At 62.9% G+C, this 25048-nt stretch carries 21 protein-coding genes; all 21 read right to left on the bottom strand.

The window, feature by feature from the left end; genetic code table 11:
• Window positions 1-32 precede the first annotated feature (32 nt).
• Window positions 33-3197: an isoleucine--tRNA ligase gene (gene ileS, locus FEZ60_RS11525; protein ID WP_092800673.1), complete on the bottom strand. Its 3165-nt coding sequence runs from the start codon at window positions 3195-3197 to the stop codon at window positions 33-35.
• A gap of 227 nt (window positions 3198-3424) precedes the next feature.
• A complete protein-coding gene (locus FEZ60_RS11520) occupies window positions 3425-3688 on the bottom strand; it encodes a hypothetical protein (RefSeq protein WP_033230994.1) in 264 nt (87 codons plus the stop codon).
• A 49-nt stretch (window positions 3689-3737) separates the two neighbouring features.
• The gene (locus FEZ60_RS11515) at window positions 3738-4568 is read right to left on the bottom strand and encodes a DivIVA domain-containing protein (protein WP_033230995.1); all 831 of its coding nucleotides are present in this window, start codon (window positions 4566-4568) and stop codon (window positions 3738-3740) included.
• A 117-nt stretch (window positions 4569-4685) separates the two neighbouring features.
• Window positions 4686-4973: a YggT family protein gene (locus FEZ60_RS11510; protein ID WP_033231443.1), complete on the bottom strand. Its 288-nt coding sequence runs from the start codon at window positions 4971-4973 to the stop codon at window positions 4686-4688.
• A 189-nt stretch (window positions 4974-5162) separates the two neighbouring features.
• Window positions 5163-5813, bottom strand: a complete 651-nt coding sequence (locus tag FEZ60_RS11505) for a cell division protein SepF (RefSeq protein ID WP_045070302.1) — start codon at window positions 5811-5813, stop codon at window positions 5163-5165.
• 82 nt (window positions 5814-5895) lie between these two features.
• Entirely contained in the window at window positions 5896-6654 is a 759-nt protein-coding gene (locus tag FEZ60_RS11500; RefSeq protein WP_172936128.1) for a YggS family pyridoxal phosphate-dependent enzyme, read from the bottom strand.
• 9 nt (window positions 6655-6663) lie between these two features.
• Window positions 6664-7416 carry a peptidoglycan editing factor PgeF gene (gene pgeF, locus FEZ60_RS11495; protein ID WP_172936127.1) on the bottom strand — a complete coding sequence of 251 codons (753 nt, stop codon included), beginning with the start codon at window positions 7414-7416 and terminating at the stop codon, window positions 6664-6666.
• A 147-nt stretch (window positions 7417-7563) separates the two neighbouring features.
• Window positions 7564-8751: a cell division protein FtsZ gene (gene ftsZ, locus FEZ60_RS11490; RefSeq protein ID WP_033230999.1), complete on the bottom strand. Its 1188-nt coding sequence runs from the start codon at window positions 8749-8751 to the stop codon at window positions 7564-7566.
• 226 nt (window positions 8752-8977) lie between these two features.
• On the bottom strand, window positions 8978-9784 hold the full coding sequence (locus FEZ60_RS11485) for an FtsQ-type POTRA domain-containing protein (RefSeq protein ID WP_317820206.1): 807 nt from the start codon (window positions 9782-9784) through the stop codon (window positions 8978-8980).
• A complete protein-coding gene (murC, locus tag FEZ60_RS11480) occupies window positions 9781-11289 on the bottom strand; it encodes a UDP-N-acetylmuramate--L-alanine ligase (RefSeq protein ID WP_033231000.1) in 1509 nt (502 codons plus the stop codon). Before murC ends, FEZ60_RS11485 begins: the two co-directional genes overlap by 4 nt.
• Window positions 11286-12476, bottom strand: a complete 1191-nt coding sequence (murG, locus tag FEZ60_RS11475; protein WP_172936126.1) for an undecaprenyldiphospho-muramoylpentapeptide beta-N-acetylglucosaminyltransferase — start codon at window positions 12474-12476, stop codon at window positions 11286-11288. Before murG ends, murC begins: the two co-directional genes overlap by 4 nt.
• Window positions 12473-13822 (bottom strand): putative lipid II flippase FtsW, encoded by a 1350-nt coding sequence (ftsW, locus tag FEZ60_RS11470; RefSeq protein WP_172936125.1) that lies wholly within the window; start codon window positions 13820-13822, stop codon window positions 12473-12475. The genes murG and ftsW overlap by 4 nt, the downstream gene beginning before the upstream one ends.
• Window positions 13819-15342: a UDP-N-acetylmuramoyl-L-alanine--D-glutamate ligase gene (gene murD, locus FEZ60_RS11465; protein ID WP_172936229.1), complete on the bottom strand. Its 1524-nt coding sequence runs from the start codon at window positions 15340-15342 to the stop codon at window positions 13819-13821. Before murD ends, ftsW begins: the two co-directional genes overlap by 4 nt.
• Window positions 15339-16421, bottom strand: coding sequence for a phospho-N-acetylmuramoyl-pentapeptide-transferase (mraY, locus tag FEZ60_RS11460; RefSeq protein WP_033231003.1), 1083 nt, complete (start codon window positions 16419-16421; stop codon window positions 15339-15341). Before mraY ends, murD begins: the two co-directional genes overlap by 4 nt.
• Entirely contained in the window at window positions 16418-17917 is a 1500-nt protein-coding gene (gene murF, locus FEZ60_RS11455; RefSeq protein WP_172936124.1) for a UDP-N-acetylmuramoyl-tripeptide--D-alanyl-D-alanine ligase, read from the bottom strand. Before murF ends, mraY begins: the two co-directional genes overlap by 4 nt.
• Complete coding sequence (locus FEZ60_RS11450; RefSeq protein WP_172936228.1) at window positions 17914-19545, bottom strand: UDP-N-acetylmuramoyl-L-alanyl-D-glutamate--2,6-diaminopimelate ligase; 1632 nt, start codon at window positions 19543-19545, stop codon at window positions 17914-17916. Before FEZ60_RS11450 ends, murF begins: the two co-directional genes overlap by 4 nt.
• Window positions 19546-19698: 153 nt before the next feature.
• A complete protein-coding gene (locus tag FEZ60_RS11445; RefSeq protein WP_346343348.1) occupies window positions 19699-21642 on the bottom strand; it encodes a penicillin-binding protein 2 in 1944 nt (647 codons plus the stop codon).
• Window positions 21639-22307, bottom strand: a complete 669-nt coding sequence (locus FEZ60_RS11440; protein WP_033231006.1) for a hypothetical protein — start codon at window positions 22305-22307, stop codon at window positions 21639-21641. Before FEZ60_RS11440 ends, FEZ60_RS11445 begins: the two co-directional genes overlap by 4 nt.
• Window positions 22304-23317, bottom strand: a complete 1014-nt coding sequence (gene rsmH / locus FEZ60_RS11435; RefSeq protein ID WP_045071103.1) for a 16S rRNA (cytosine(1402)-N(4))-methyltransferase RsmH — start codon at window positions 23315-23317, stop codon at window positions 22304-22306. The genes FEZ60_RS11440 and rsmH overlap by 4 nt, the downstream gene beginning before the upstream one ends.
• A 158-nt stretch (window positions 23318-23475) precedes the next feature.
• Window positions 23476-23907 carry a division/cell wall cluster transcriptional repressor MraZ gene (gene mraZ / locus FEZ60_RS11430; protein WP_033231007.1) on the bottom strand — a complete coding sequence of 144 codons (432 nt, stop codon included), beginning with the start codon at window positions 23905-23907 and terminating at the stop codon, window positions 23476-23478.
• A 532-nt stretch (window positions 23908-24439) separates the two neighbouring features.
• Window positions 24440-24886, bottom strand: coding sequence for a DUF3040 domain-containing protein (locus tag FEZ60_RS11425; RefSeq protein WP_033231008.1), 447 nt, complete (start codon window positions 24884-24886; stop codon window positions 24440-24442).
• Between the last annotated feature and the right edge of the window lie 162 nt (window positions 24887-25048).

Here is a 25048-nt window from a genome sequence, read left to right as displayed (position 1 = left end):
ATATTTCGGGGCACCGGAGTAGTTGTCAGCTACTAGACCTTCGTGATTGCAGCACGGATACCGTCGCCGAGATCGACGGCACCGTCCCCGGCCTCGCCGATCGTGAACGACGTGGCCAGAACCTCACCGGCAATCAAGTCGCGATGACGATCGGCCCAGTCCTTGCGATCCTCGGGCACCTCGAGCACAACGTTGATGCGATCCGAGACATCGAGTCCCGCGGCGCGGCGCGCATCCTGCAATTGGCGGATCCGGTCCTTGGCCCAACCCTCGGCCTCGAGCTCTTCCGTCACGACGGAATCGAGCACGACAAGACCTGCACCATTGGGAAGCGCTGCAGTCGAATCAGGCTCGGCTGCAACCAGTTTCTGCGTGTATTCCTCGGGCAAGAGCTCGATGCCGGCGGCAACCACTACACCGTCCGCATTCTCGGTCCAGTCGCCGGCCTTGACGGCCTTGATGACGGTTTGAACAGACTTGCCCAGACGCGGACCTGCAGCACGCGCGTTGACCGCAATCTCGAACCGACCGTGAACGTCGACGTCCTCGGTCAGGTCGACCTTCTTGACGTTGACCTCGTCGGCGATCAGGCCGAGGAACGGACGCAGACGCTCGGCGTCCGGCGCCGCGACCGTAACCTCGGGCAGCGGCAGACGGACACGCAGGTTCTGCGCCTTACGCAAGCTCAACACTGTCGAGCACACCGTGCGCACGTCGTCCATGGCGGCAACGAGTTCCGGATCGCCAGGCAACTCGGACTCCGTCGGCCAATCGGCGAGGTGTACCGAGCGTTCCCCGGTCAATCCACGCCAGATCACCTCGGACACCAACGGCAGCAAAGGCGCAGCCAGACGCGTCACCACCTCTAGCACAGTGTGCAGAGTGTCGATGGCATCACGATCCTCGTCCCAGAAACGTGAACGCGACCGTCGCACATACCAATTGGTGAGCGCATCACAGAACAACCGAAGCTCGTCGCAGGCTCCCGCGATGTCGTTCGCCTCGAGGGCATCGGTGATGACGTCCCTCGTGCCCGCGAGCTTCGCGAGGATGTACTTGTCGAGGATGTTCTCCGAATCCGTGCGCCACACACCACATTCCGGCGCGTACAGCTGCAGGAAGCTCCAGGCATTCCACAACGGAAGCAAAGCCTGACGCACACCTTCGCGGATGCCCTGCTCCGTCACGACCAGGTTGCCACCACGCAGGATGGGCGAGGACATGAGGAACCAGCGCATGGCATCACTGCCGTCGCGGTCGAACACCTCCTTGACATCCGGGTAGTTACCCTTGGACTTACTCATCTTCAGCCCGTCGTCACCGAGAACGATGCCGTGTGCTGCAACAGTTTTGAAAGCGGGACGATCGAACAGAGCCGTCGCGAGAACGTGCAGGGTGTAGAACCAGCCACGGGTCTGACCGTTGTACTCGACGATGAAGTCACCCGGGTAGTGGCTCTCGAACCAGTCGCGGTTCTCGAAGGGGTAGTGCACCTGGGCGTACGGCATCGAACCGGACTCGAACCAGCAGTCCAGAACCTCGGGAACTCGACGCATCATCGACTTGCCGGTCGGGTCGTCCGGGTTCGGACGCACCAGATCGTCGATCATCGGACGGTGCAGGTCGGTCGGGCGCACACCGAAGTCTGCCTCCAACTGATCCAGGGAACCGTAGACGTCGGTACGCGGGTACTGCGGATCATCGGAGACCCACACCGGAATGGGGCTGCCCCAGTAGCGGTTTCGGCTGATGTTCCAGTCGCGAGCACCTTCGAGCCACTTGCCGAACTGACCGTCGCGGATGTGCTCGGGAACCCAGGTGATGTCCTGGTTGAGTTCGACCATGCGGTCACGGAACTTGGTGACGGCCACGAACCACGACGGAACCGCCATGTAGATGAGCGGCTGACCACTGCGCCAGCTGTGCGGGTACGAGTGCTCGATCGTCTCGTGCCGCAACAGGTTTCCGGCGGCTTTGAGATCTTTGATGATGACGGGGTTGGCGTCGAACACCATCAGACCCTCGTACGGCGGCACCATCGACGTGAACTTTCCACCGGGGTCGAGGGGCTGAACGACCTCGATGCCGTTGGCGGTCGCAACATCCATATCCTCTTCACCGAAAGCCGGTGCGAGGTGGACGATTCCGGTACCCGAATCGGTGGTGACGTAATCGGCCGACAACACGACATGGGCGTTCGGGTGCCCGACGAAGAAGTCGAACGGCGGTGTGTACGACAGGCCGACCAGGTCGCTACCCTTGTGCCGCGAAACGACCTCGGGGTCGTCCCCCAACTCACGGGCGTAGTGAGCAACTCGAGCTTCGGCGAGCACGTAGCGCTTGCTGTCCTGACCGAGAACCTGGACATAGTCGATGTCGGGATGAACAGCCAAAGCGAGGTTGGACGGCAGCGTCCACGGCGTTGTGGTCCAGATGACGGCATTGGCACCGTCGAGCGGTGAGCCGGGCGCCACCAGCGGCATCTCGACGGTGACCGCCGGATCCTGACGCATCTTGTACGCGTCGTCGAGACGAGTTTCCTGGTTGGACAGCGGTGTCTGCTCGTACCAGCTGTACGGGAGAACGCGGAAGCCCTGGTAGATCAGGCCCTTCTCGTGCAGCTCCTTGAATGCCCACATGACCGACTCCATGAAGTCGAGGTCCAGGGTCTTGTAGTCGTTGTCGAAGTCGACCCAACGAGCCTGCCGGGTGACGTACTCACGCCACTCGTCGGTGTACTTGAGCACCGACGCCTTGCAGTACTCGTTGAACTTCGCAAGTCCCATGACGTCGATCTCGGACTTGTCCTTGATGCCGAGTTGCTTCTCGGCCTCGAGCTCTGCGGGCAGGCCGTGGCAATCCCAACCGAACCGGCGCTCCACCTTGCGTCCGCGCATTGTCTGGAAGCGGGGCACCAAGTCCTTGACGTACCCCGTCAAAAGGTGACCGTAGTGCGGCAAGCCGTTGGCAAACGGAGGGCCGTCGTAGAAGACGAACTCCTCGTTGCCGTCACGATTGTCGACCGATGCCCGGAACGTGTCGTCGTCGGCCCACTCTTTCAGAACCTTCTGTTCCAGGGCCGGAAATTTGACTCCGGTGTCGGCGGGGACGCCGTAATCGACTTTGGGATACCCGTTATTCGCCACTGCGATCTCCTCGTGCCTGTACGACTCGGCACGGGGACGATACGTGCGCATCTGCGTACGTACCGCGGTACCACCCCGCTTGCACCACGTGAATCCGGCAAAACTCTGCCAGGCCTTCCGTGTTGCCACTCTTCGCGAGCTGTGACGGGCTCACCCGTTCGGTTCTACTGAGTGCCTGACAGGCCCGAGCCTGGCTGAACACCGTTCTTCCGAAGGCTCCCCGGTGATTGCCGGTTCATCGCCTGTAATTCGTGAATAGCCTGTTCTTGACGAACAGTCTAATGCTCGCCGTTTTCGTTTGCCGACCCACCGTGGTTTCCCGGAAAATCCGTGTTGTCCGGTGTGTCAACGTCGGCGGTTGTATCCGGCTCGTCCAACGGCAGAACCGCCCTCTTGCCGGTCAGCGCACTGACCAGCAGGAGGACGGCACCCGCCAAACAAATTGCAATACACGCCCACGCCCAGATAATCGACCCGGTGGTCAGCGCGATAATCAGGAAAGCAAATCCTGCCGCCGCGAGTCCTATCGTCACGACCAGCACGTGTCAACCTCTACCCGATGTCGGCGCTGACCTGGCGAGTATCCCTCGGTCAGCTGTTTCCCTTTGCGAACGACGGACTGCTGAAGGACTCCTGGCCACCGTCGACCGGAACCGCAGAACCACGCTGTTCGAGCTCTTCGAGCTGCGATTCCAGGTAGGACTTGAGGCGCACCCGGTATTCGCGCTCGAACGTCTTGAGCTGCTCGATGCGGCCCTCGAGGACAGATCGCTGCTGGTTGATGGTCGCCATGATCTCGGTGTGCTTCTTCTCGGCGTCTGCCTTGAGAGCATCGGCCTTCTCCTGAGCCTGGCGAAGCTGGGTCTCCGAGCGGGTCTGCGCATCGGTGAGCATTGCTTCCGACTTGTTGCGAGCGTCCGCGATCATGCCGTCAGCCTTGCTGCGAGCCTCGCTCATCAGCTGCTCGGAGTTGGTGCGGGCACTTCCGAGCAGCTGCTCGGACTCTGCCTTGGCATCGCCGGTGAGGCGATCTGCCATCTCCTGAGCCAGGCCGAGAACCTTGGCTGCCTGCATGTGGGTGTCGCCGCTCTGCGGAGCCTGTGCGGCAGCAGCCACGGGAACCGGCGCCACGACGGGAGCGGGCTTGGGAGCCTCGACCACGCGAGCCGGTTCCGGCTTGGGCTGGGCTACCGGGGCACCTGCATTGGCAGCCGGTGCCGGCGCCTTCTTTGCAGCAGCAAGTTCCTGATCCAGCTCGCTTACTCGCTGTTGCAGATCTGCATTTTCCTCGATGAGCTGCGAGAGCGCCTGCTCGACGAGATCAAGAAATGCGTCGACCTCGTCTTCGTTGTAGCCACGCTTGCCGATAGGCGGCTTGCTGAACGCAACGTTGTGCACGTCAGCTGGAGTCAGTTGCGGCATGGAAGGATCCCTTCACGCGTCATTTGGCGGTCAAGCAAGCATTCAGTTACAGCACGGTGTGCGTAGCAGCTAACCACTACGCGAGTTATGGGTTCCATTCTGGCACACCCCACTCAATTACCGGGCCGAGCCGACAACCGACATCAGGATGATGACGATGAAAAGCAAGACCATGATGGATAGATCCAAGCGAACCCCACCCAGGTTGATCGGGGGGATCAACCTACGGAGAAGCTTCACCGGCGGATCGGTGATCGTAAAAACGGTTTCGAGAATGATGGCGACCACTCCCGACGGACGCCAGTCTCTGGCGAACGAACGAACGAACTCGACAATCACTCTGCCGATCAGCAAAAGCCAAAACACAACCAGCACGAGGTAGATCACATCGAAAAGCGCGTTCACACCCTCACTCTGCCTGACTTCTGCGTCGCGTCCAAAACAGACACTCGCCATCCGAGGCCGGATTACGAGGCTGCGAACTCACCGAGCCGAGACCGTGAACACCCCTGGCATGCGACCCCTGCACAGGCCCCAGCACAACAGAATGTCCAGCATTTCGGCTGTTCAAGGAGCTATCTACGATCGAGAGCATCATTTCTGACTGTAGAAGCCCGTCTCCGCGATACGACGACGCTCCTCGGCGGAAACATCGATGTCGGCCGGTGAGAGAAGAAACACTTTGGTGGCGACCTTGTCGAACGAGCCGCGCAGAGCAAAAGCCAGACCCGCGGCGAAGTCGACCAGTCGCTTCGCGTCGGCGTTGCTCATGTCGACCAAATCCATGATGACCGGCGTGCCGTCGCGGAAGCGCTCGCCGATCGTGCGGGCCTCGGCGTAGCTCTGCGGACGCAGAGTCGTGATCTTGGCCAGCGGGCCGCCGTCGTCGACTGCGGGCGCGCGGCGAACCTCAGGGCGCTCGGCGCGGGCGTCAACTGCAAGATTGCCCCGGCTGGTGGGACGAGGCGCCATCGACGGACGGGGTGCACGCGAGGCAACCGTGTCCATTCTCGGACGTGATTCGTAGCGATCGAACTCGGCTTCTTCCTCATCCCGACGGCTGGGCGCGTAGCCAGCCTTCGAGAAAGCCGGCTCGGCAAACTCGCGGTCATCGCGTTCGGCATAGCCGTCATGGCTACGACGAGGTGCGCGACGAGCCTGATCGGGTTCTTCTACGTACTCGTCCTCGTAGTCGTCGAGGGGAACCATGCCGAAATATGCCTTGAACTTGTGCAGGTTGCTCATTGATCGACCTTCCTTGGCGCGGCGGATTGTCTCCGACTGCGGCCGGTCGCGGTGTGGACGGGTTGGGCGATCACCAGAGCGATCATTTCGAGATTACTGGTCGTGAGCCGAGCAGTGCGGTTCCGACACGCACGCAAGTCGATCCATGGCGAACCGCAGCCTCGAGATCTCCGGTCATTCCGGCCGACAACTCGACCGCATGCGGATGCGACTCGAGAACGCTCCGATGGACGTCGTGCAGGCGAGCAAACTGCTCGTCGGCGTCCGAACCCAGCGGCGGAACGGCCATCAGCCCGGCCAGTTCCAGACCGTCGGCCGTCTCGATCCGCGCGGCGAGGGCCGCCAACTCGTCGAGCGCTATACCGCCACGCGTCGGATCGGCGTCGAGGCTCACCTGAATCAGAACTCTCAACGGTGCAGCGCGATCACCCGCGGAGAGTGCGTCGAGCGCGGCCCGATCGAGAGCGTCCGCGAGCCGCGCACTGTCGACCGAGTGAATCGCGTAGGCCCACTTCGCGACCGAACGTGCCTTGTTTCGCTGCAACTGACCGATCATGTGCCACCGAACAGGATCCGCCCCGTCGATTGCACCACCGGCGGCCGCTGCGGCGAATTCCGCAACCTTGGCTATCGCTTCCTGCTCGCGCGACTCACCGAACTCGCGGCAACCCAATTCGTACAGAATTCGCGCATCCGACGCGGGGAAGAACTTGGTAACCGGGAGAAGCGTCACGGCAGAAGCCGGACGCCCTGCCGCGGCGCACGCCGCAGTGAGGCGGGACCGCACCGAATCGAGTGCCGCCGAGATCTCGGCCACGCGTCCAGAATTGTCGGCGTTCATGCAATCGGCCTAGTTGTCTTCCGCAGCGGCGATCGGATCCATCCAGATCACCGCGGCCTGACGCCCGGTGAGGGAATCGCGGCGGTGACTGAACAGTGCGCGGTCCTCGATCGTGCAACGAGGATCCTCGGCGACACCCGTAACACCGGCATCAAGGAGTTGTTTGCGGATTCCGGCCCGCAGATCCAGACCGGGAGTGCCCTTCGCGGTACGAGTTGCACTGCCAGGCAGATGCTTCTCGACGTCGGCACGCATCTCGGCGGGAACTTCGTACTGCCGGCCACTGGCTGCCGGGCCGAGGAAGGCGCCGATCCGAGAGACGTCAGCGCCTTGGCGAACCATCTCGGCCAGAACCCGCGGCACGATTCCGAGGCGCGCACCGATCCGGCCGGCATGCACGGCGGCGATGACGCCGGCCTGCTCGTCGGACAGCAGCACCGGAACGCAGTCGGCACTGAGCGTGGCCAGTGCCAACCCGGGGACAGTAGTGACCAAGGCGTCGGTCACCTCGATGACCTCGTCCGTCGGCTCGGTAACGACGGTTACGTTGCGCGAGTGGATTTGTTCCATCCAGACAAGATGATTCGGCTCGACTCCGATTTCGCGTGCGAGGCGTCGACGGTTTGCGTCGACGGCTTCGGCGCTGTCGCCGACGTGATCACCGAGATTGAACGAGTCGTACGGCGCTTCCGAAACACCGCCAGCGCGACTGGTCACGACACGGCGGACTCGGAAATTGGCGGTCGAGTTCTCGGTACTCAAAATTTTGTGCTCACAAACGTCGAATGTTCACTGCTGCACGGGACATGATCCCGAGGCAGCTTCCGGACAGAGATAAGGGATCAATCAAGAACAGGGTACCCAGAAAATCTGGATACCCTGCTCTCGAAAGCGTGCGCGGCGCTCTACTCAGCGACGCATGAAGACGGGAACGTCGACGTCGTCATCGCCGTCGTCCTCCTGTGGCGCAACATGGCGCGGCGGAGCAATCGGCGGCAGCGAGCCCGAACCAATCGGCTCGCGTGCAACCGGAACCTGCTGCTCCACAGGCGGTTCCGCAGCTACCGGTGAACGTCCGACCTCGCCGGCGCGCCCCGCTCCGATAGCTCCTCGGCCGGGTGCCGCGGACTCGACGGGGCGACGCGCAGGCGCTCCCCCGTCGAAACCGGCAGCGATGACCGTCACACGAACTTCGTCTCCGAGTGAATCGTCGATCACCGTTCCGAAGATGATGTTGGCATCGATGTGCGCGGCTTCCTGCACGAGGGAAGCCGCTTCGTTGATCTCGAACAGACCAAGATCGCTGCCACCGGCGATCGACAGCAGAACGCCGCGGGCGCCTTCCATCGACGCCTCGAGAAGCGGTGAGTTGATAGCGGACTCAGCAGCTTTGATCGCCCGACCTTCGCCGCGCGAGGAGCCGATGCCCATGAGTGCGCTACCGGCACCGGACATGACACCCTTCACGTCCGCGAAGTCGACGTTGATCAGTCCGGGAGTGGTGATCAGGTCGGTGATGCCCTGAACGCCGTTGAGCAGAACCTCGTCGGCGCTGCGGAATGCGTCCATCAAACTGACAGCCGCGTCCCCGAGCTGAAGGAGCCGATCATTCGGGATGACGATGAGCGTGTCGCACGACTCACGCAATGCCTGGATGCCCGTGTCGGCCTGGCCACCACGACGCTTGCCTTCGAAGGAGAACGGCCGGGTTACGACACCAACGGTGAGGGCGCCCAACTTCCGGGCGATGCTGGCGACGACAGGGGCACCACCGGTTCCGGTTCCACCACCCTCACCGGCGGTCACGAACACCATGTCAGCGCCCTTGATGACCTCTTCGATTTCGTCCTTGTGATCCTCGGCAGCCTTGCGGCCGACCTCGGGATCTGCACCGGCGCCGAGGCCTCGGGTCAGTTCACGACCGACATCGAGTTTGACGTCGGCGTCGCTCATCAGGAGGGCTTGCGCGTCCGTGTTGACCGCGATGAACTCGACTCCCTTGAGTCCTTGTTCGATCATGCGGTTGACTGCGTTCACGCCGCCGCCGCCGATGCCGACGACCTTGATTACGGCGAGGTAGTTGTGCGGGGGCGTCATCGGCTCTCGCCTTCCGTGTCGTATTACGCGCTGTTGTCTATTGCTGGGTAAAGCAGGTACTGGGTAAAGCGGGTGAATCTCAACTCTCAACCTCAACCACAGGGTTAGAGTTATGTCAAGTATTCGATCTGAAACCAAACGCTATGCATCGACATCACGATCCGCCATTAGGCGCGCCGAAACTTCGGGAAGTATTTGACGTGAGTTCGCACATTCCGCGCCTGAACTAACGCACCGTCGGAAGGTCGGGACTCGACACGTCGTACGTCTGGCCCGGCTGCGTCAACAGCGGCAGCGTCACTGCGGCCTTGCGATCCGACTTCTCGACGCCACCCCAGTTGACGACACGCCCGTCGACCAACGTCATCGAGACATCCGAAATGGACCGGGCAGCAACCTCTCCCACCTGCATCCGTAACTCCGGCGGCAATGCCGCGAGCACCTCGAGCGCAGCCAAGGTCGGCGGATCGTTCCATCCGGGTGTCGCCGTCACCAGTCGGGGCACGCCGGGCGGCGGGACACCGATCTCGAAGTCGACGCCCTTCTCGTCCAGCAGATGGGTGCCTTCCGGCGAATCCACGAACACCATGGGGACTCGCTCGGTTACCGTCACCCGAATGGTCGACGGATACATCCGCTGCACCCGCGCAGATGCAACCTTCGGAATAGCCGCGACACGTGCCGCTGCCGAACCTGCATCGACGCGCATCAACGGCGTGCCGGCTGGGATTGCCAGCAATTCCAGGATCTGCTCCTCGGATACCGTCGACGCTCCCCTGACTTCGGTACCGCGAACCGAGAGAACTGGTGACAACCACGCTGTCAGAACGAGTCCGACAACAACAACGACCGCCAGCGGCGCCATCACCACCGGCCGCTTGTACCAAGGCGATTTTGGTGCCGGCGGCGGCTTCGGCGCAGTAGCGCGGGTCGAGTATCGCGATTCTGTGCGGGTACTTCGCGCTCTGGTGCCTGCGGTACGCCGGGCCGCCGGATCACGACGACCGCGGCGGCTACGTGCGTCCGAACTCATCGCGTCTGCGTGCGCGAAGCCTGATGAGGAACTGCGCGCAACGCGTCGAGGATCTGTTTGCCCAACATGGTCACGTCACCGGCACCCATCGTGATGACGATGTCGCCGGGACCGGCCAGGCCGGCTACCTGACGCGGCGCGAGCGACAGATCAGGCTGGTAGTGAACGGGTTTCGTGACAGCCTGTGCAACCAATGCCCCACTGACACCGGGCAACGGTTCTTCACGCGCACCGTAGACATCGAGAACGACGACCTCGTCTGCAAGGTCCAGCGCTGCCGCGAACTCGTCGGCAAACGTCGCCGTGCGTGAATACAGGTGCGGCTGGAAAACCACGATCACGCGACCGGCAGCAGAGTTCGCAACCGATGAAACATCTTGTGGTCGAACAAGATCCGCGGCTGCGCCGAGAACTGCTCGCACCTCGGTGGGATGGTGGGCGTAATCGTCGAACACACGCACACCGCGCTCACGACCCGTGAACTGGAACCGCCTGTGCACTCCCCCGAATCCGGCGAGCCCTTCGACGATCTCGTCGATCTCCGCACCGGCATCACGCGCAGCCAACAGCGCAGCCAGAGCGTTCAACGCCATGTGACGACCGGGAACAGCCATCCGAACCGTCCGCGCAGCCTTTTCCCCCGCCAACTGGAACTGCAGGACTCCGCCGACGTCGTGCGCCCGGAAATCGAGCAGTCGCACACCCACCTCGACCCCGTCGACCGGCTCGAACGCCGCATCTCCCGCATCTGCACTGCCGTAGCCGATGACTCGAATATCGCCCCGGCCGGAAGCTACGATCCGCTTGGCCAGATCCGCGGAACCCGCGTCGTCGAGGCAGGCGATCAGGAGACCACCGGGAGCCAGTTTGCCCACAAAATCATCGAAGACCTGCACGTAGTTCTCGACGCTTCCGAAGTAGTCCAGGTGATCGGCTTCGATGTTGGTTACGACGATCACGTCGGGGTCGTACTGCAGCAGCGAGCCGTCACTCTCGTCGGCTTCTGCCACGAAGACGTCGCCGCTACCGTGATGCGCGTTGGTTCCGGCCTCGTTGAGTTCGCCTCCCACCGCAAACGACGGATCGAATCCGCAATGCTGCAGAGCGACTACCAACATCGACGTGGTCGACGTCTTACCGTGGGTTCCCGAAACCAGGAACGTGCGGTTTCCCTCCATCAACGACGCGAGGACTGCCGGCCGGAGAATCACCGGGATCCCACGACGCGCTGCTTCGACCAGTTCCGGATTGTCCTTGGGAATGGCCGCGTGCGTGGTGACGACAACAGTGGGGCCGCCGGGAAGGAGATCCAACGCGTCGGCGTCATGGCCGATCCGGACCTGCGCTCCGCGTGCCCGCAAAGCCAACACGCCGCGACTTTCCTTGGCGTCGGATCCTGATACAAGTCCGCCGCGGGACAACAGAATTCGTGCGATGCCGGACATGCCGGCACCACCTATACCCACCATGTGTACTCGCTCGAGGTGGGCGGGCAGCGCGGTCATCGGTTTCCCCTATTTGTGTTGCGTACTGCGGTGTTGTTACGTGCTTCTGTGTTGCTTTTCCGGGCAGTGTCCAGAACGATCCGCGCGATCTCGGTCGCCGCGGTCCGGTGTCCGACACCGGCAGCCGCCGCGCTCATCGCCTGCAGCCGCGGCGAATCGGTGAGCAACGGCACCACGGTGTCGGCGACAAATGTCGGAGTCAGGTCGGCGTCGCTGACGATCACAGCACCACCTGCTGCGACGACTGGCTTTGCGTTCAACTCCTGCTCACCGTTTCCATGTGGCAACGGAACGTAGACGGCCGGCAGTCCGACGGAGGACACCTCAGCCACAGTCATCGCGCCGGAGCGACAGATTGCGGCGTCGGCCGCGGCATACGCGAGATCCATGCGCGAGAGATAGGGCACGGCAACGTACGGCGCAGCCTCCGAGAACTGCGTGGCGTCGAGCGTGTTCTTGGGTCCGTGTGCGTGCAACACCGAGATTCCCGCGTCTGCCAATTCCCGGGCAGCCCCTGACACCGCGTCGTTGAGCGACTTCGCCCCCTGCGATCCGCCGAATACGAGCAGAACCGGACCATCGAGCGGAAGGCCGAAATATTCACGCGCCTGTGCCCGCAAACCGGCCCGGTCGAAGTTCGCGATGGATGCCCGCACCGGAATACCCACGATGTCCGCGTCGCTCGCGCCGCGATTCTTCACCCCGGACCCGGGGACTGCAGCCAGGACACGCGTTGCCAGCCGCGCACCGATCTTGTTCGCGATGCCGGCGCTGGCGTTGGCCTCGTGGATGACAATGGGAATGGTGCGACGGCGGCGCAAGACCCCACCGCGAGCGGCGAGGTACGCGGGCAGTGCCACATACCCACCAAAACCCACGATGACATCGGCGTCGACTGCGTCGAGCACCTCACGTGTCTTACGCACCGATGCTCGAATGCGTAGTGGGAGTTTCACCAGGTCCATCGTCGGCTTACGCGGCAACGGGACCGGCGGAATCAGTTCGAGTGTGTATCCCCTGGCGGGAACAAGTGTCGTCTCGAGCCCGCGGGCGGTTCCCAACGCGGTGACGATGGTGTCGGGTGCCAGCGCCTTCACGGCGTCCGCAACTGCCAGAGCAGGCTCGATATGACCAGCGGTTCCTCCACCTGCCACCACTACCGACAGAGCTGAATTAATGCCGCTCACCTACGAATTCCTCGCTCTCGAACTTCATGTGCATCGTGTGTCTTGCGCGTCGGCGCCTGCCGACGTCGTCCATTCTGCCCTGCTGGGGCCTTGCGGTTCGATTCTGCACTGCCGCGAGGCCGGCTCGGCCTGACCGACTGAAACGGCACCGGCATCGGTAGCCGCAGCAGCTTGGAAATCCTACCGTCCTGACCGGAGTGCAGGGCGGCGATCGCTTCCGGCTCGTGACGTGCGGCATTGGCGACGACGCCGAACATGAACAGCGTGGTCGCCGTCGACGTTCCACCCGCCGACACGAGAGGCAACTGCAGTCCCGTGACGGGCAGTAGCCCCACGACGTATCCGATGTTGATGAACGCCTGCCCGGTGATCCAGGTCGTCACCGTCGCGGTCAGGATTCGCAGGAACGGATCCGAGGACCGCGCCGCAATCCGTAGGCCGGTGTAGACGAACAGAGCAAAGAGACCGATGACGGCAGCGCCGCCGACAAATCCGAGTTCCTCACCGATGATCGCGAAGATGAAGTCGTTGTGCGAGTTAGGCAGGTAACTCCACTTGGCCACGCTCTGGCCGAGTCCACGACCGAATATTCCACCGTCGGCCAGCGAGTACATAGCCTGACGAGCTTGGTACCCGGTGCCCTGCGGATCTGCATCCGAATCGAAGAAGGCGCGCACTCGGTCTGAGCGGTAACCCGCCGTCAACGCAAGAATCGCCACCGACACCACGCCGGTTCCGAGAATCGCGAGGAATAGTTTGATCGGCAATCCGCCGTACCAGAGCAGCGCAAAAAGAATGATGATGAGCGAGACGGTTGTGCCGAGGTCGGGCTGCAGGATGATCAACACGAAGACCACCAGCGCTGCCGGAACCAACGGTACGAGAAGTTCTTTGATGGTCGTGATCTCGCCGCGGCGCGACGCCAACACGTGCGCTCCCCAGATCGCAAACGCAATCTTGGCCAACTCGGACGGCTGCACCGACAGCGGACCGATGACAAACCACCCGCGGGTGCCCTGCGCCTCGGTCCCGATACCCGGGATGAGAACCAGGACAAGCAGCACAACCGTGGTGACGAACACCGGGAACGACATCGCGCGCATCGAACGAATCGGCAACCGCAACGCGACGTAGAACAACACAAATCCCACAACGGCGAACATCGCCTGCTTCAAGAACATCGAGTACGCCGACTTGTTTTCGGCATAAGCCTCGACGCTCGACGCCGAGAGAACCATCACAAGTCCCAAGACCGTCAACATCACTGCGACGGTTACTACCAGATGAAATGACGCCAACGGCCGCGCAAGCCAGGCACCGATTCGGGTCTTGGGACCCTTGGTCATTCCGCGATCCCAGCCTTGTTCGCGCGTTCCGGCGGATCCGGCAGTGCACCGACCGCCGCGGCAAAACTGTCGCCGCGGTGGCCGTAACTGACGAACATGTCCAACGACGCCGCGGCGGGAGCTAGAACCACCGCGCTACCCGGCGACGCCAGCGCAGCGGCTTGACTCACCACCGCCGCCATCACGGCGTCCGCATCGGACCCGGATGGCAGCCGAATCACCTGCGTCGACGAGCTGAGATTTTCACTCACGTCTGCATCGTCCCCCGTCATCACGCGGACGACGGGGACCTCGGGCGCGTGTCGCGTCAATGCCTGCTCGATGTCGCCCGCGTCGCGTCCGAGTAACACCGCGCCGGCAAGTCGGCTGCGGACCTCTGTCACCAACTCGTCGACGCTGGCCCCTTTGAGCAGACCACCGGCCACCCACACGACTCGATCGTGAGCCAGGATCGACGGGCGGGCAGCATGCGGATTGGTTGCCTTGGAATCGTCGACGTACAGCACCGACCCGACATCACCGACAACTGCGCCGCGGTGCGGTCCGACCTTGTGAGCCGTCAATCCGGCCCGCACAGAGTCAGGTTCGATTCCCACAGCCCGCGCGAGGGCTGCTGCGGCAAGCGCATCCATGACACCGGCGGGGCCAGGCGGATCGATGTCGGCGGCCTCGGCCAACTGCAGGCCGTCGCCAAATGCGTTGTCGACCAGATGGCCGTCCGACACACCCAACTCGCCGGGCGCCGGAGCGCCCAACCGGAACCCCACCACGATGTCGGCCTCGGCGCCGGCACCGAGCTCTGCGGCAATCGCATCGTCGAGTCCGACTACGGCGACCTTCCCACTGAGGGCCCGAGCCTTGGCCTCCGCATACGCGGCCATCCCGCCGTGCCAATCGAGATGATCCTCGGCCACGTTGAGGACAACACCGGCGTCCGGGCGCACCGACGGCGCCCAGTGCAACTGGAACGACGACAGTTCGACGGCCAGGTAATCGACTCGCGGCGACGTGTCCGACAGCGCAGACAGCACTGGAAGTCCGATGTTGCCGCACGCCCGCCCTTCGAGACCCGCAGCGTCGAGGATGGACGCGAGCATCGACGTAGTGGTCGTCTTACCGTTCGTGCCCGTGACCACCAACCACTTTCGCGGCGGACCGTAGAGACCGCAGTGGTCGATGCGCCAGGACAGTTCGACGTCGCCCCAGATCGGAATCCCGTGTCCGGCGGCGGCCGCCAGAATCGGGGCGTCCGGCCGGAACCCGGGACTCGTGACGACCAGCGCGAACTGCGTGATCAAACCACGATCTTCCTCGATCGAACTGGTCGTGACGGTGGTCTCTGCACCGAGTTCGGCGCATCGATCGGCAAAATCCAGGGTGGAATCGGCGACGGTCACCGAAGCACCAAGTGCGACCAGAGGTTCGATCGTGGCCTGGCCGGATACCCGGCCACCGGCCACCAGAACGCGTTGTCCGCGTAGCCAACTCAGGTCGTTTGCTCCAGCTTCGGTCACGGTCAGCCTCCGATAGCTGCGAGGAATTCGCTGTAGAAGAGTGCAAGACCGATCGCCGACGCAATCGCGGCGAGCAGCCAGAATCTGATGATGACCGTGGTTTCCGCCCACCCGGCAAGTTCGAAGTGATGGTGGAACGGTGCCATTCGGAATACCCGTCGACGGCTGGACTTGAATACTGCTACCTGGATCACCACCGACGCAGCCTCAGCGACGAACAGTGCGCCGATGACAACCATCAAGAGTTCGGTGTTGGTGGTGATCGAGAGTCCGGCAAGCATGCCGCCGAGGGCCAGCGAACCGGTATCACCCATGAATATCTTTGCGGGAGCGGCGTTCCACCACAGGAATCCGATACACGCTCCGGCGCCGGCAGCGCAGATCAAGGCCAGATCGAGCGGGTCACGCACGTCGTAGCAACCCTTGACCGGACTGGTTTCGCACGAGTTGCGGAACTGCCAGAACGTGATGATGACGTAGGCGCCGAGAACGAAGCTCATTGCGCCCGCCGCAAGTCCGTCGAGGCCGTCGGTGAGGTTGACGGCATTCGACCACGCACTGACCAGCAAATAGCAGAACGCGATGAAGACGACCGAACCGAGCGACACCGTGGCGATGTCACGCACGTAGGACAGGTGGACGCTGCCCGGCGTGAGACCGTCGGCGCCGCGGAACTGCAAGGCGAGGATTCCGAAGATCACGGCCGCGACAAACTGCCCCACCAGTTTTGCCGTCTTGTTCAGACCGAGATTGCGCTGCTTGCGGATCTTGATGAAGTCGTCGAGGAAGCCGACGCCGCCGAGCGCCGTTGTCAGACCGAGAACCAGCAACCCGGACGCGGTCGGACCCTCCGCCCCGTCGATGCCCATTCCGATGAGATGCGTTCCGAAGTACCCCGCCCAGATTCCGGCAAGGATAGCGACGCCGCCCATCGTGGGTGTTCCACGCTTCGCCTGGTGACTGGCCGGGCCTTCGGTGCGGATCTCCTGGCCGAATCCCTGTTTTGCAAACGCCTTGATCAGAATCGGCGTGAGCATGATCGAGACCGCGAGAGCGATGCCCGCGGCCAGCAGAATCTGGATCACTCCGACACCTGCTTCTGCGCCAGGACCGCCTCGGCGACCGTCCAGAGTCCGATCGACTGTGAAGCCTTGACCAGCACCAGATCACCTGGCTCCAGTTCCGCCTCGAGCACCTTCAAGGCCGCGGCAGCGTCCGGGACAACCATCGACTCGTCTCCCCATGAGCCCTCCATCACTGCGCCCTGGTGCATCGCGCGGGCCGGACGACCGGTGCCGACAACAATGAGCTTCGTGACGTCGAGCCGCACGGCCAGTCGGCCGATCGCATCGTGCTCGACTACCGACTCGGGACCGAGTTCCGCCATCTCACCGAGCACAGCCCAGCTGCGACGGCCGAAATGACGGTCCGATCTGGCCATCGACACCAACGCCTTGAGCGCTGCGCGCATCGAGTCCGGATTGGCGTTGTAACTGTCGTTGATCACGGTGACGCCGTCGCTGCGGTCGCTGACGTCCATGCGCCGGGCCGACGCGGCCTTGGTGTCTTCGAGGATGCGGGCGATCTCGGCGACCTCCACGCCGTTCTCGAGTGCAACTGCGGCCGCGGCAAGCGCGTTGCCGACCTGATGTTCACCGTGAACCGCGAGACGGATTCGCGCAGAACCCTTCTCCGAGTTCAGAGTGAAACTCGCACGAGCCTGATCATCGACGGTCACGTCCGTCGCGCGCACGTGCGCACCTTCGGACTGACCAACCAACACCACCCGCGCTGCGGTCCGCGACGCCATGGCCGCGACCATACGATCATCGGCGTTGAGGATGGCGACGCCGCCATCAGCCGCCGACGGAAGTGCTTCGACCAGTTCACCTTTGGTGGCTGCGATCGCCTCACGGGAGCCGAACTCACCGAGGTGCGCCGTACCCACGTTCAGCACAACGCCGATCTTGGGCGGAGCGATCCGCGCCAACTCCGCGATGTGACCGAGGCCGCGGGCCGACATTTCCAATACCAGGAATTTGGTCTGCTCGTCCGCACGAAGCGCGGTCCACGGGTGACCCAATTCGTTGTTGAACGAACCGGGCGGAGCAACAACCTCGCCGGAACCACGCAGTACCGCAGCAACAAGATCCTTGGTGGACGTCTTGCCTGCCGATCCGGTGATCCCGACAACAGTGAGACCGCTCTGCGCCGACAACGTATCGACTACCGCGCGCGCCAACAACCCCAACGCGTTCAGTACTGCCGCACCGGAACCGTCGGCGTCGTGCTCGAGCGCCATGACCGAACTCGGACCGGCCGTCTGTGCGGGCGACACCACGATGGCGGGTACTCCCACCGGCCGCGCGGCGAGCACAGCTACCGCACCGGCCGCAACAGCTGCTTCGGCGTGCTCGTGACCGTCGACGCGGGCGCCTGGCAGCGCCAGGAACAGTCCACCCGGACCTATTCTGCGAGAATCGAATTCGACGGTCCCTGTCACTGTTGTCGACGGATCGTCGACGTCGTGCAGAGTTCCTCCGACGATCTCGGCAATCCGAGAGAGCGTCATCGGGATCATTTCGTGCCTCCATGCGCTGTGTCGATCGCGATCCGGTCGATCGCGTCTCCCAGCACCTCGCGGTCGTCGAACGGGTGCTTGACCCCGTCGATTTCCTGACCTGTTTCGTGGCCCTTGCCGGCCACCAGTACTACGTCGCCGGGCTGTGCCCAACGAACGGCTTGTTCGATCGCTTCCGCTCGGTCCCCGACTTCGAGCACAACCCCACGCTCGGATTCCGGGACCGCGAGCGCCCCGGCCATCACTGCTGCGCGAATCGTGGCAGGTACTTCGGTCCTAGGGTTGTCGTCGGTGACGATCAGCAGATCGCTGCCTCTCGCGCCGGCCTCCCCCATCAAAGCGCGTTTACCCGCATCACGATCACCGCCGGCACCGACAACAACCCCGACGCGTCCGGAAACCTGATTACGCAGCGTCGCGATGACAGCCTCGAGCGCGGCGGGTTTGTGCGCGTAGTCGACCACGGCGAGGAAATCTTGACCGCGGTCGATTCGCTGCACGCGACCTGGAACGTCTACCGATCCCACCGCCGCCACCGCCGATTGCACATCGATACCGGCCTTCGCGCTCACCGTCAGGGCCAGCGCGGCGTTTGCCACGTTGTATCGACCCGGCAGTCGCAAGGACACCGGCCATGACTGCTCGTTCGGTCCGGAAAGGTCGAACAACTGGGAACCGTCGGCTGCAACCTCGACCGAACCGACCTTCCAGTCGGACTCGGCTTCCGTGGTCGCCACCGTTGTCACGTCGCCTGCGGACGCCACTTCTGCCATCCGACGTCCCCACCCGTCGTCGACGCAGATGACGGCGCTTTCGGCGTGAACTGTGGACGCCGGATCGAACAGACGGGCCTTCGCAGCGAAGTACTCTTCGAAATCTCGGTGAAAGTCCAGGTGATCCTGCGAAAGGTTGGTGAACGCTCCGATGTCGAATCGGATGCCGTCGACGCGGCCGAGGGAAAGCGCGTGACTCGACACTTCCATCACAACGGTATCGATACCCTGCTCTGCCATCACGGCAAACAAGGCATGGAGGTGTGGGGCCTCAGGCGTGGTGAGAGCGCTCGGAACCCGACGCCCATGGATTCTGGTCTCGATGGTGCCGACCAGACCGGGATTTCGTCCGGCACCGACCAACGCCGCTTCCAACAGGTAGGACGTTGTGGTCTTCCCCGACGTACCGGTGATGCCGATGACCTGCATCTTCTCCGACGGTCGGCTGTAAATCTCAGCCGAGATCTCGCCGAGGACATCCCGAGGCTTCGGGTGAACGAGAACCATCACCGGCCGGTCGACGCTCGGGTTCGACGCGCGCAACAACGCCAACCCGTCGTCGTCGGTCAAGATCGCGGCAGCTCCACTGGCCAATGCGTCACCGGCGAACTGCGCGCCGTGCGAGCGTGCGCCCGGCAGCGCGGCAAACAAATCACCTGCGACGATGTCCTGCGCACGCAGGTCGACACCCGATACGACGGTGGCGGCCTTCCCGGCACCCGACCATTCCGCGTGCAGCCAGTCGAGTCGGGCTCCGGACAACTCCGCCAAGGCCGTGATCGCCGTCTCAATCGGATTCGCCGGTCGTGCGTTCACCGCTACACCCGGCTCTGACGATTGCGAACGATTCGGCACTGTCACTCGACTCCTGGCGATTGTCGTTGGTCATGGCAGTCGCAGATTCGGACAACCGAAAACTGCGACGTATGAGATTACCGCGTGCAGGAACACCCCGAAGACCGCGTGGATCGTGATCCCTGACGAAACTGTGGATCGTGATCCGCTCGATCAGTCCGCCTGCAGCACCAACTTACGACCCGGATCCGGGGACATCGGCACACTGTCACGCTGCAGCATCCACGACGCGATGTTGTGGAACAACGGTGCGGCCGATTGTCCGCCGCCGCCGTCGACACCCCGCACGGGAGCATCCAACATGATTCCGATCACGAACCGCGGGTTGTCTGCCGGTGCGATGCCCGCAAACGTGATCCAGTAGTTGGAGTTGGAGTAGCACTTGCACGCCGGATCGATCTGCTGTGCGGTGCCGGTCTTACCGCTGACCTGATAGCCCTCTACGCCCGCAGCCACACCCGTGCCGCGCTGATTTCCGGTGTCGTCCTGCGTGACCGATCGGAACATGTCCCGAACTGTCGCCGCTGTTTCCGGGCTCACCACCTCGATACCGTCAGGCTGCGGCGCTTCGGTTCGCTCCCCTGACGAGTTCTCGGTGGACTTGACGATGCGCGGCGGAATACGAACGCCGTCATTGGCAATCGCCTGGTACATGCCAGTCATCTGCAGCAAAGTCATGGACAAGCCCTGACCGATCGGCAAGTTGGCAAACGTGCCACCGGACCACTGGTCGCGGCTGGGGACCAAGCCGGCACTCTCGTCGGGAAGCCCGACCTCGGTGCGCTGTCCCAAACCGAACTTGTCGAGCATCTCGGCAAACCTATCCTCGCCGATCCGCTCGGCGAGCATGAGCGTTCCGACATTGGACGACTTCCCGAACACACCGGTAGAGGTGTACGGAACCACACCGTGATCCCACGCGTCCTTGACCGTCGCCCCCGACATCGTGATGCTTCCCGGAACCTGCAGAACCTCGTCCGGTGTGGTCAATCCGTCCTCGACGGCCGCCGCCGCGGTGATGATCTTGTTCACCGAACCAGGTTCGAACGGGCTCGTGACCGACAGATTGCCGGTCTCGACCGACCGCAGATTATTTTCCAGACCGATCCCAGGGTTGAACGTGTTGTCATTGGCCATTGCCAGAACCTGACCGGTCGCAACGTCCTGGACGACAACCGACGCGTTCTTCGCACCTGATTTGTCCTTCGCAATCTGCACCTGTTGCTGAACGAAGAACTGGAGGTCGGAATCGATCGTAAGCTGAACTCCGGAGCCGTTGACGGCAGGCTGCTTGTCGCGCCAACTGCCCGGAATCACAGCGCCGTCACTACCGCGGTCGTAGGTCTGGGAACCGTCTATACCGGCAAGGGTCGAGTCCATCGAATCCTCGAGGCCGAGTAGTCCGTGCCCATCCCACCCGGTTGCACCGACCATATTGGCCGCGAGTGAGCCGCCCGGATACTCGCGGATATCCTGGCGTTCGAGGCCGACCTCACGGAAGCTGTCCGAAATCTCCGCTGCAACAGCCGGATCGACGCTCCGCGCCAGATAGACAAACGTCTCCTCGCTGTTCAACTTCGCGAGAATGTCCTTTTCCGGGGCTGCATCACCCAGCTTCGCGTGGAGCCCGGCCGCGATCTCGGCCAGCCGAGTCGACACTTCGGGTGCCTGCTGATCTGGTTCGACACCCGCTTCGATGCTCTTGGTCCGGGCTTCTTCCAGTTCTTTGCGAACGGCTTTCGGCTGGAACGTCAGCGCCTTCGCTTCCATCGTGAATGCGAGCGTCGTGCCGTTCCGATCCGTGATCGATCCTCGAACCGCCGGATCGATCTGAGTCGTCGTGCGCTGATTGGCCGACTCCGCAGCGAGGCTCGGAGCGTCGACGCCTTGAATCCACAACAGCTGCAGCGCTGCAACGGCAAGCGCCCCACACATCGTCCACCGACCTACACGCTGACGAAACGGGAAGGTCGCAGACTTCGATCCGCGAGGACCCCGAGAAGCCCGCTGCCCGGCAGGTTGACGACGTGGATCTCGCCGAGGCGCGTCGTACTGGGGATCTCGTCGGCGCGCGTCGTAGTGTGGGTCCCGATTCACCGACGGTCCTCAGTCGGAGACGGCACCACCGTCGTTGTCGGGGACGGAGGAGCGGACGTCACGGGGATCAATTGCTCACTCTGAGCGAGGTTTTGGGGGTTGAGTGGAGCCGGCGCAGTCGTCCGCGCAGCCGGGGGCGCCGAAGGTGCGGTGGTTGCCACCCTGGGCGGCGACGCCACGACAGGTGCGTCGAGCGGCGGCAACGGTTCGGCACTCGCCGGCGCCGGTGTACCGACCACCTCGACGCTACCGTCCGGGTGGACAACAAGGCGGGCCGGATCCTTGGCCGGAACCATGCCGAGCGCGCTCGCCTGATTGGCAAGCTCCGGTGCGGAGTTACGCGACTGGAAATCGCGCTCGAGAGCAGCCTTCTGCTCCACCAAAGACTGATTGAACTCACGGGCATCGCTGAGTTGATACGAGTCCTCGGCGGACCGGGTCGTCAGGAGCAACGTCACGGCAAGTCCGATGGAGAACAGCCCGATGATGGAGACTACAAACGGAATTCGGGCCTTGAACTCGCCGCCTCGAGAGAGTGCGGTGCCACTGGCACCCACCCCGCTGTGCCCGAGTGCCCGAGCCGTTCGCTTTTCGTACGCACGCTGCGCCGCACCCGAACGGCGCTTACGTGAAGATTCGTCCCCGGTGGTGCTCTGCTTCGTCATGCCCGCCTCCTGGCAATGCGTTCAGCGGCACGCAAGCGCACCGGAGCTGCTCGTGGGTTCTCCTCGATTTCCTGCTCCGAAGCTCGCTCGGCACCCCGGGTGAGGATCTTGAACTCCGGACCCATACCGGGAAGCTCGACCGGAAGCCCCTCTGGGCTGGTCGACTTGGAGCGAGGGACCAACTCGGCCTTGACAACTCGATCCTCGAGCGACTGGTACGACATGAAGACAACTCGGCCACCAACTGCGAGGGCGTCCAATCCTGCCGGTACTGCGGCACGCAAGGAATCCAATTCGGCGTTTACCTCGATCCGCAGAGCTTGGAACGTGCGCTTTGCCGGATGCCCGCCGGTGCGACGGGTGGCCGCAGGGATGGTCCGATACAAGAGTTCGACCAGAGCGGCGCTGGTGGTGAACGGCTCCTTCTCGCGCTGCCGAAGTATCTCGGACGCAATCTTTCCCGCAAAACGCTCTTCGCCGTACGTACTCAGAATTCGGGCGAGATCGCCGTGGCTGTAGGTATTGAGAACCTCGGCCGCGGTGAGCCCGACGGTCTGGTCCATCCGCATGTCCAACGGTGCGTCTATCGAATACGCAAAACCACGATCAGCTTCGTCCAACTGCATCGAGGAAACACCGAGGTCGAAGAGAATCGCATGAACCGACTCCGTCGTCGGCAGGCCCGCCTGCTCGAGCGCATCTTCGATGCCGTCATAGGTGGTGTGTACGAACGTCGTTCGGTCAGCGAAGGGAGCAAGACGCTCCGACGCGATTGCCAGCGCATTGGTGTCGCGATCGAGACCGATGAGGTGCAGTCCCGGGTACTTTCCGAGGAAGAACTCGGAATGCCCACCCAGGCCGAGTGTCGCGTCGATCATGACAGCGCCGGCGCCGCCGTCACCGACAGCAGTGATAGCGGGACCGAGGAGGTCGTCTGCGCGGTGCAGAAGAACAGGAACGTGCGCGAAGCCGTCGGTGTCCGAGGGTTCGTTCACCTCGCGATCAACCATGTGTGCTCCGGCTCCTACTTTCATGATTCCGATGAAGAATGACTGCTCGAACGGGCGAATGCTCCGAGGTCCCTGCCCGAAGGAGAACCTGGCGCTGGGGAAGTGCGTCAGGGTCTTTCCGGGCAGAGGCCTCGTGGCATTCGCCACAAACTATCCGCCTAGACGATCTCGCTGAGAGATTCGCCAATTGCTTGGGAATAGTCCTCTTCGTTGTCTCCGAGATACCTCTCCCAGGCTTCGAGATCCCAGATTTCGAGGTAGTCGACAGACCCGGTCACTACGCATTCCTTGGAGAGGTTTGCGTAACGCCGATGATCAGCCGAGAGGGTGATTCGCCCCTGGGCATCGGCGTGCTGTTCATCCGTGCCGGCTGCCAGAGCGCGAACATACGCTCGTGCGGCCGGATCATTACGTGGAGCTGCCGCTGCTTTACGAGCCAGCTTGACGAACTCGTCCCGGGGATAGACAGCAAGGCTGTGATCCTGACTCTTGGTGATCATCAACCCTCCTGACAACTCTTCTCGGAACTTGGCCGGCAAGGTGAGCCGGCCTTTGTCGTCGAGCTTCGGCGTGAAGGTTCCGAGGAACACTCGACACCTCCTGCGAGCTTTCGCCGAAACCCTCCCGTTTGGGCGAAATACGGCTTCAAGCTCTCCGCCCGCACCCACAGTACCCCACTTTCCCCCACACACAAGGAGCTACCGGGCACTAACCGGGCTGATTTGCTGAGTATTAGCAGCTCAAAGCAGGTGGGGAAAGTTGGGGAATTTTCGTCAGCAGTGTCCCCACGCACATCACCGACGTGCTCCGCCCTACGTCACACATGCCCACATTCGACCTATAAGTCCAGCTCAACGAGTACGGCGGATTGCCGCAGCCCCATGCGCCCATCTTTACGCCAGAACTACCCATAGCAGGGGAGGAAAGTGGAGGGGACCATGGTCCCCTGGTAACGCGACAGACGGCCGGCAACCAGTGGTTGCCGACCGTCATGTTTTGTTATGAGTTATGTCGCTTGCGAGGGCGCACGCGCCACCCGCACAGGTGGAACAATTCAGGTGAAATTGACCACCGTGACTCTCCCGCCGAACTGGCCGACGGGATCATCAGCTTGCGTCAGAGCTAGTCCTGCTCGAACCGGCGACGGAATCGATCTTCCATTCGGGAAGAGAATCCCCCACCTGATCGTCGACCGCGTGAATGCCCTCGGCCGCCGCTCGACCCACCCGCGCCTGGAGGCCCGGACTGGTGTTCACCGGCCTGAGCGCCGTCCGCAGTTGGTGTCCCAGTCCGTCGACCGCCGCCCCACAAGAGCATGACGCCGGCGCCGAACATACACAGGAACCCGACCAAGCTGAGAATCGGAAACGAGCCCAGTTTGAGGACTTGAAGGCCTGCAATCAACAGGATCAAGCCCACAACAAAGAGCGCCGCAGCTTGAAAACGCCGTCTACTCGACGGCGCCCTCATACGGCCGCCCCTCACATTGGAGGCGAACTTGGGGTCTTCGGCATAGAGAGCGCTCTCGATCTGATCGAGCATGCGCTGCTCGTGCTCGGAGAGTGGCACGGTACCTCCCCCGGCACTGGAAGTTAGGCAACCACCCCACGGTGTGAGGTGGCGGGTAGTCAACGTGAACGACTACCTGCTTTTTATACTACGAGCAGTTTAGGTCGCGGACCACCAACTCTGGGTACGAGTTATGCCACAAGCGTACGTATTTGCCCGGCC

It is taken from the genome of Rhodococcus sp. MS16 (assembly GCF_013277795.1).
Lineage (GTDB): Bacteria > Actinomycetota > Actinomycetes > Mycobacteriales > Mycobacteriaceae > Rhodococcus_F > Rhodococcus_F globerula.
Note: the sequence above shows the minus strand (reverse complement) of the source record. Positions and strands in the feature narration are given on the sequence as shown.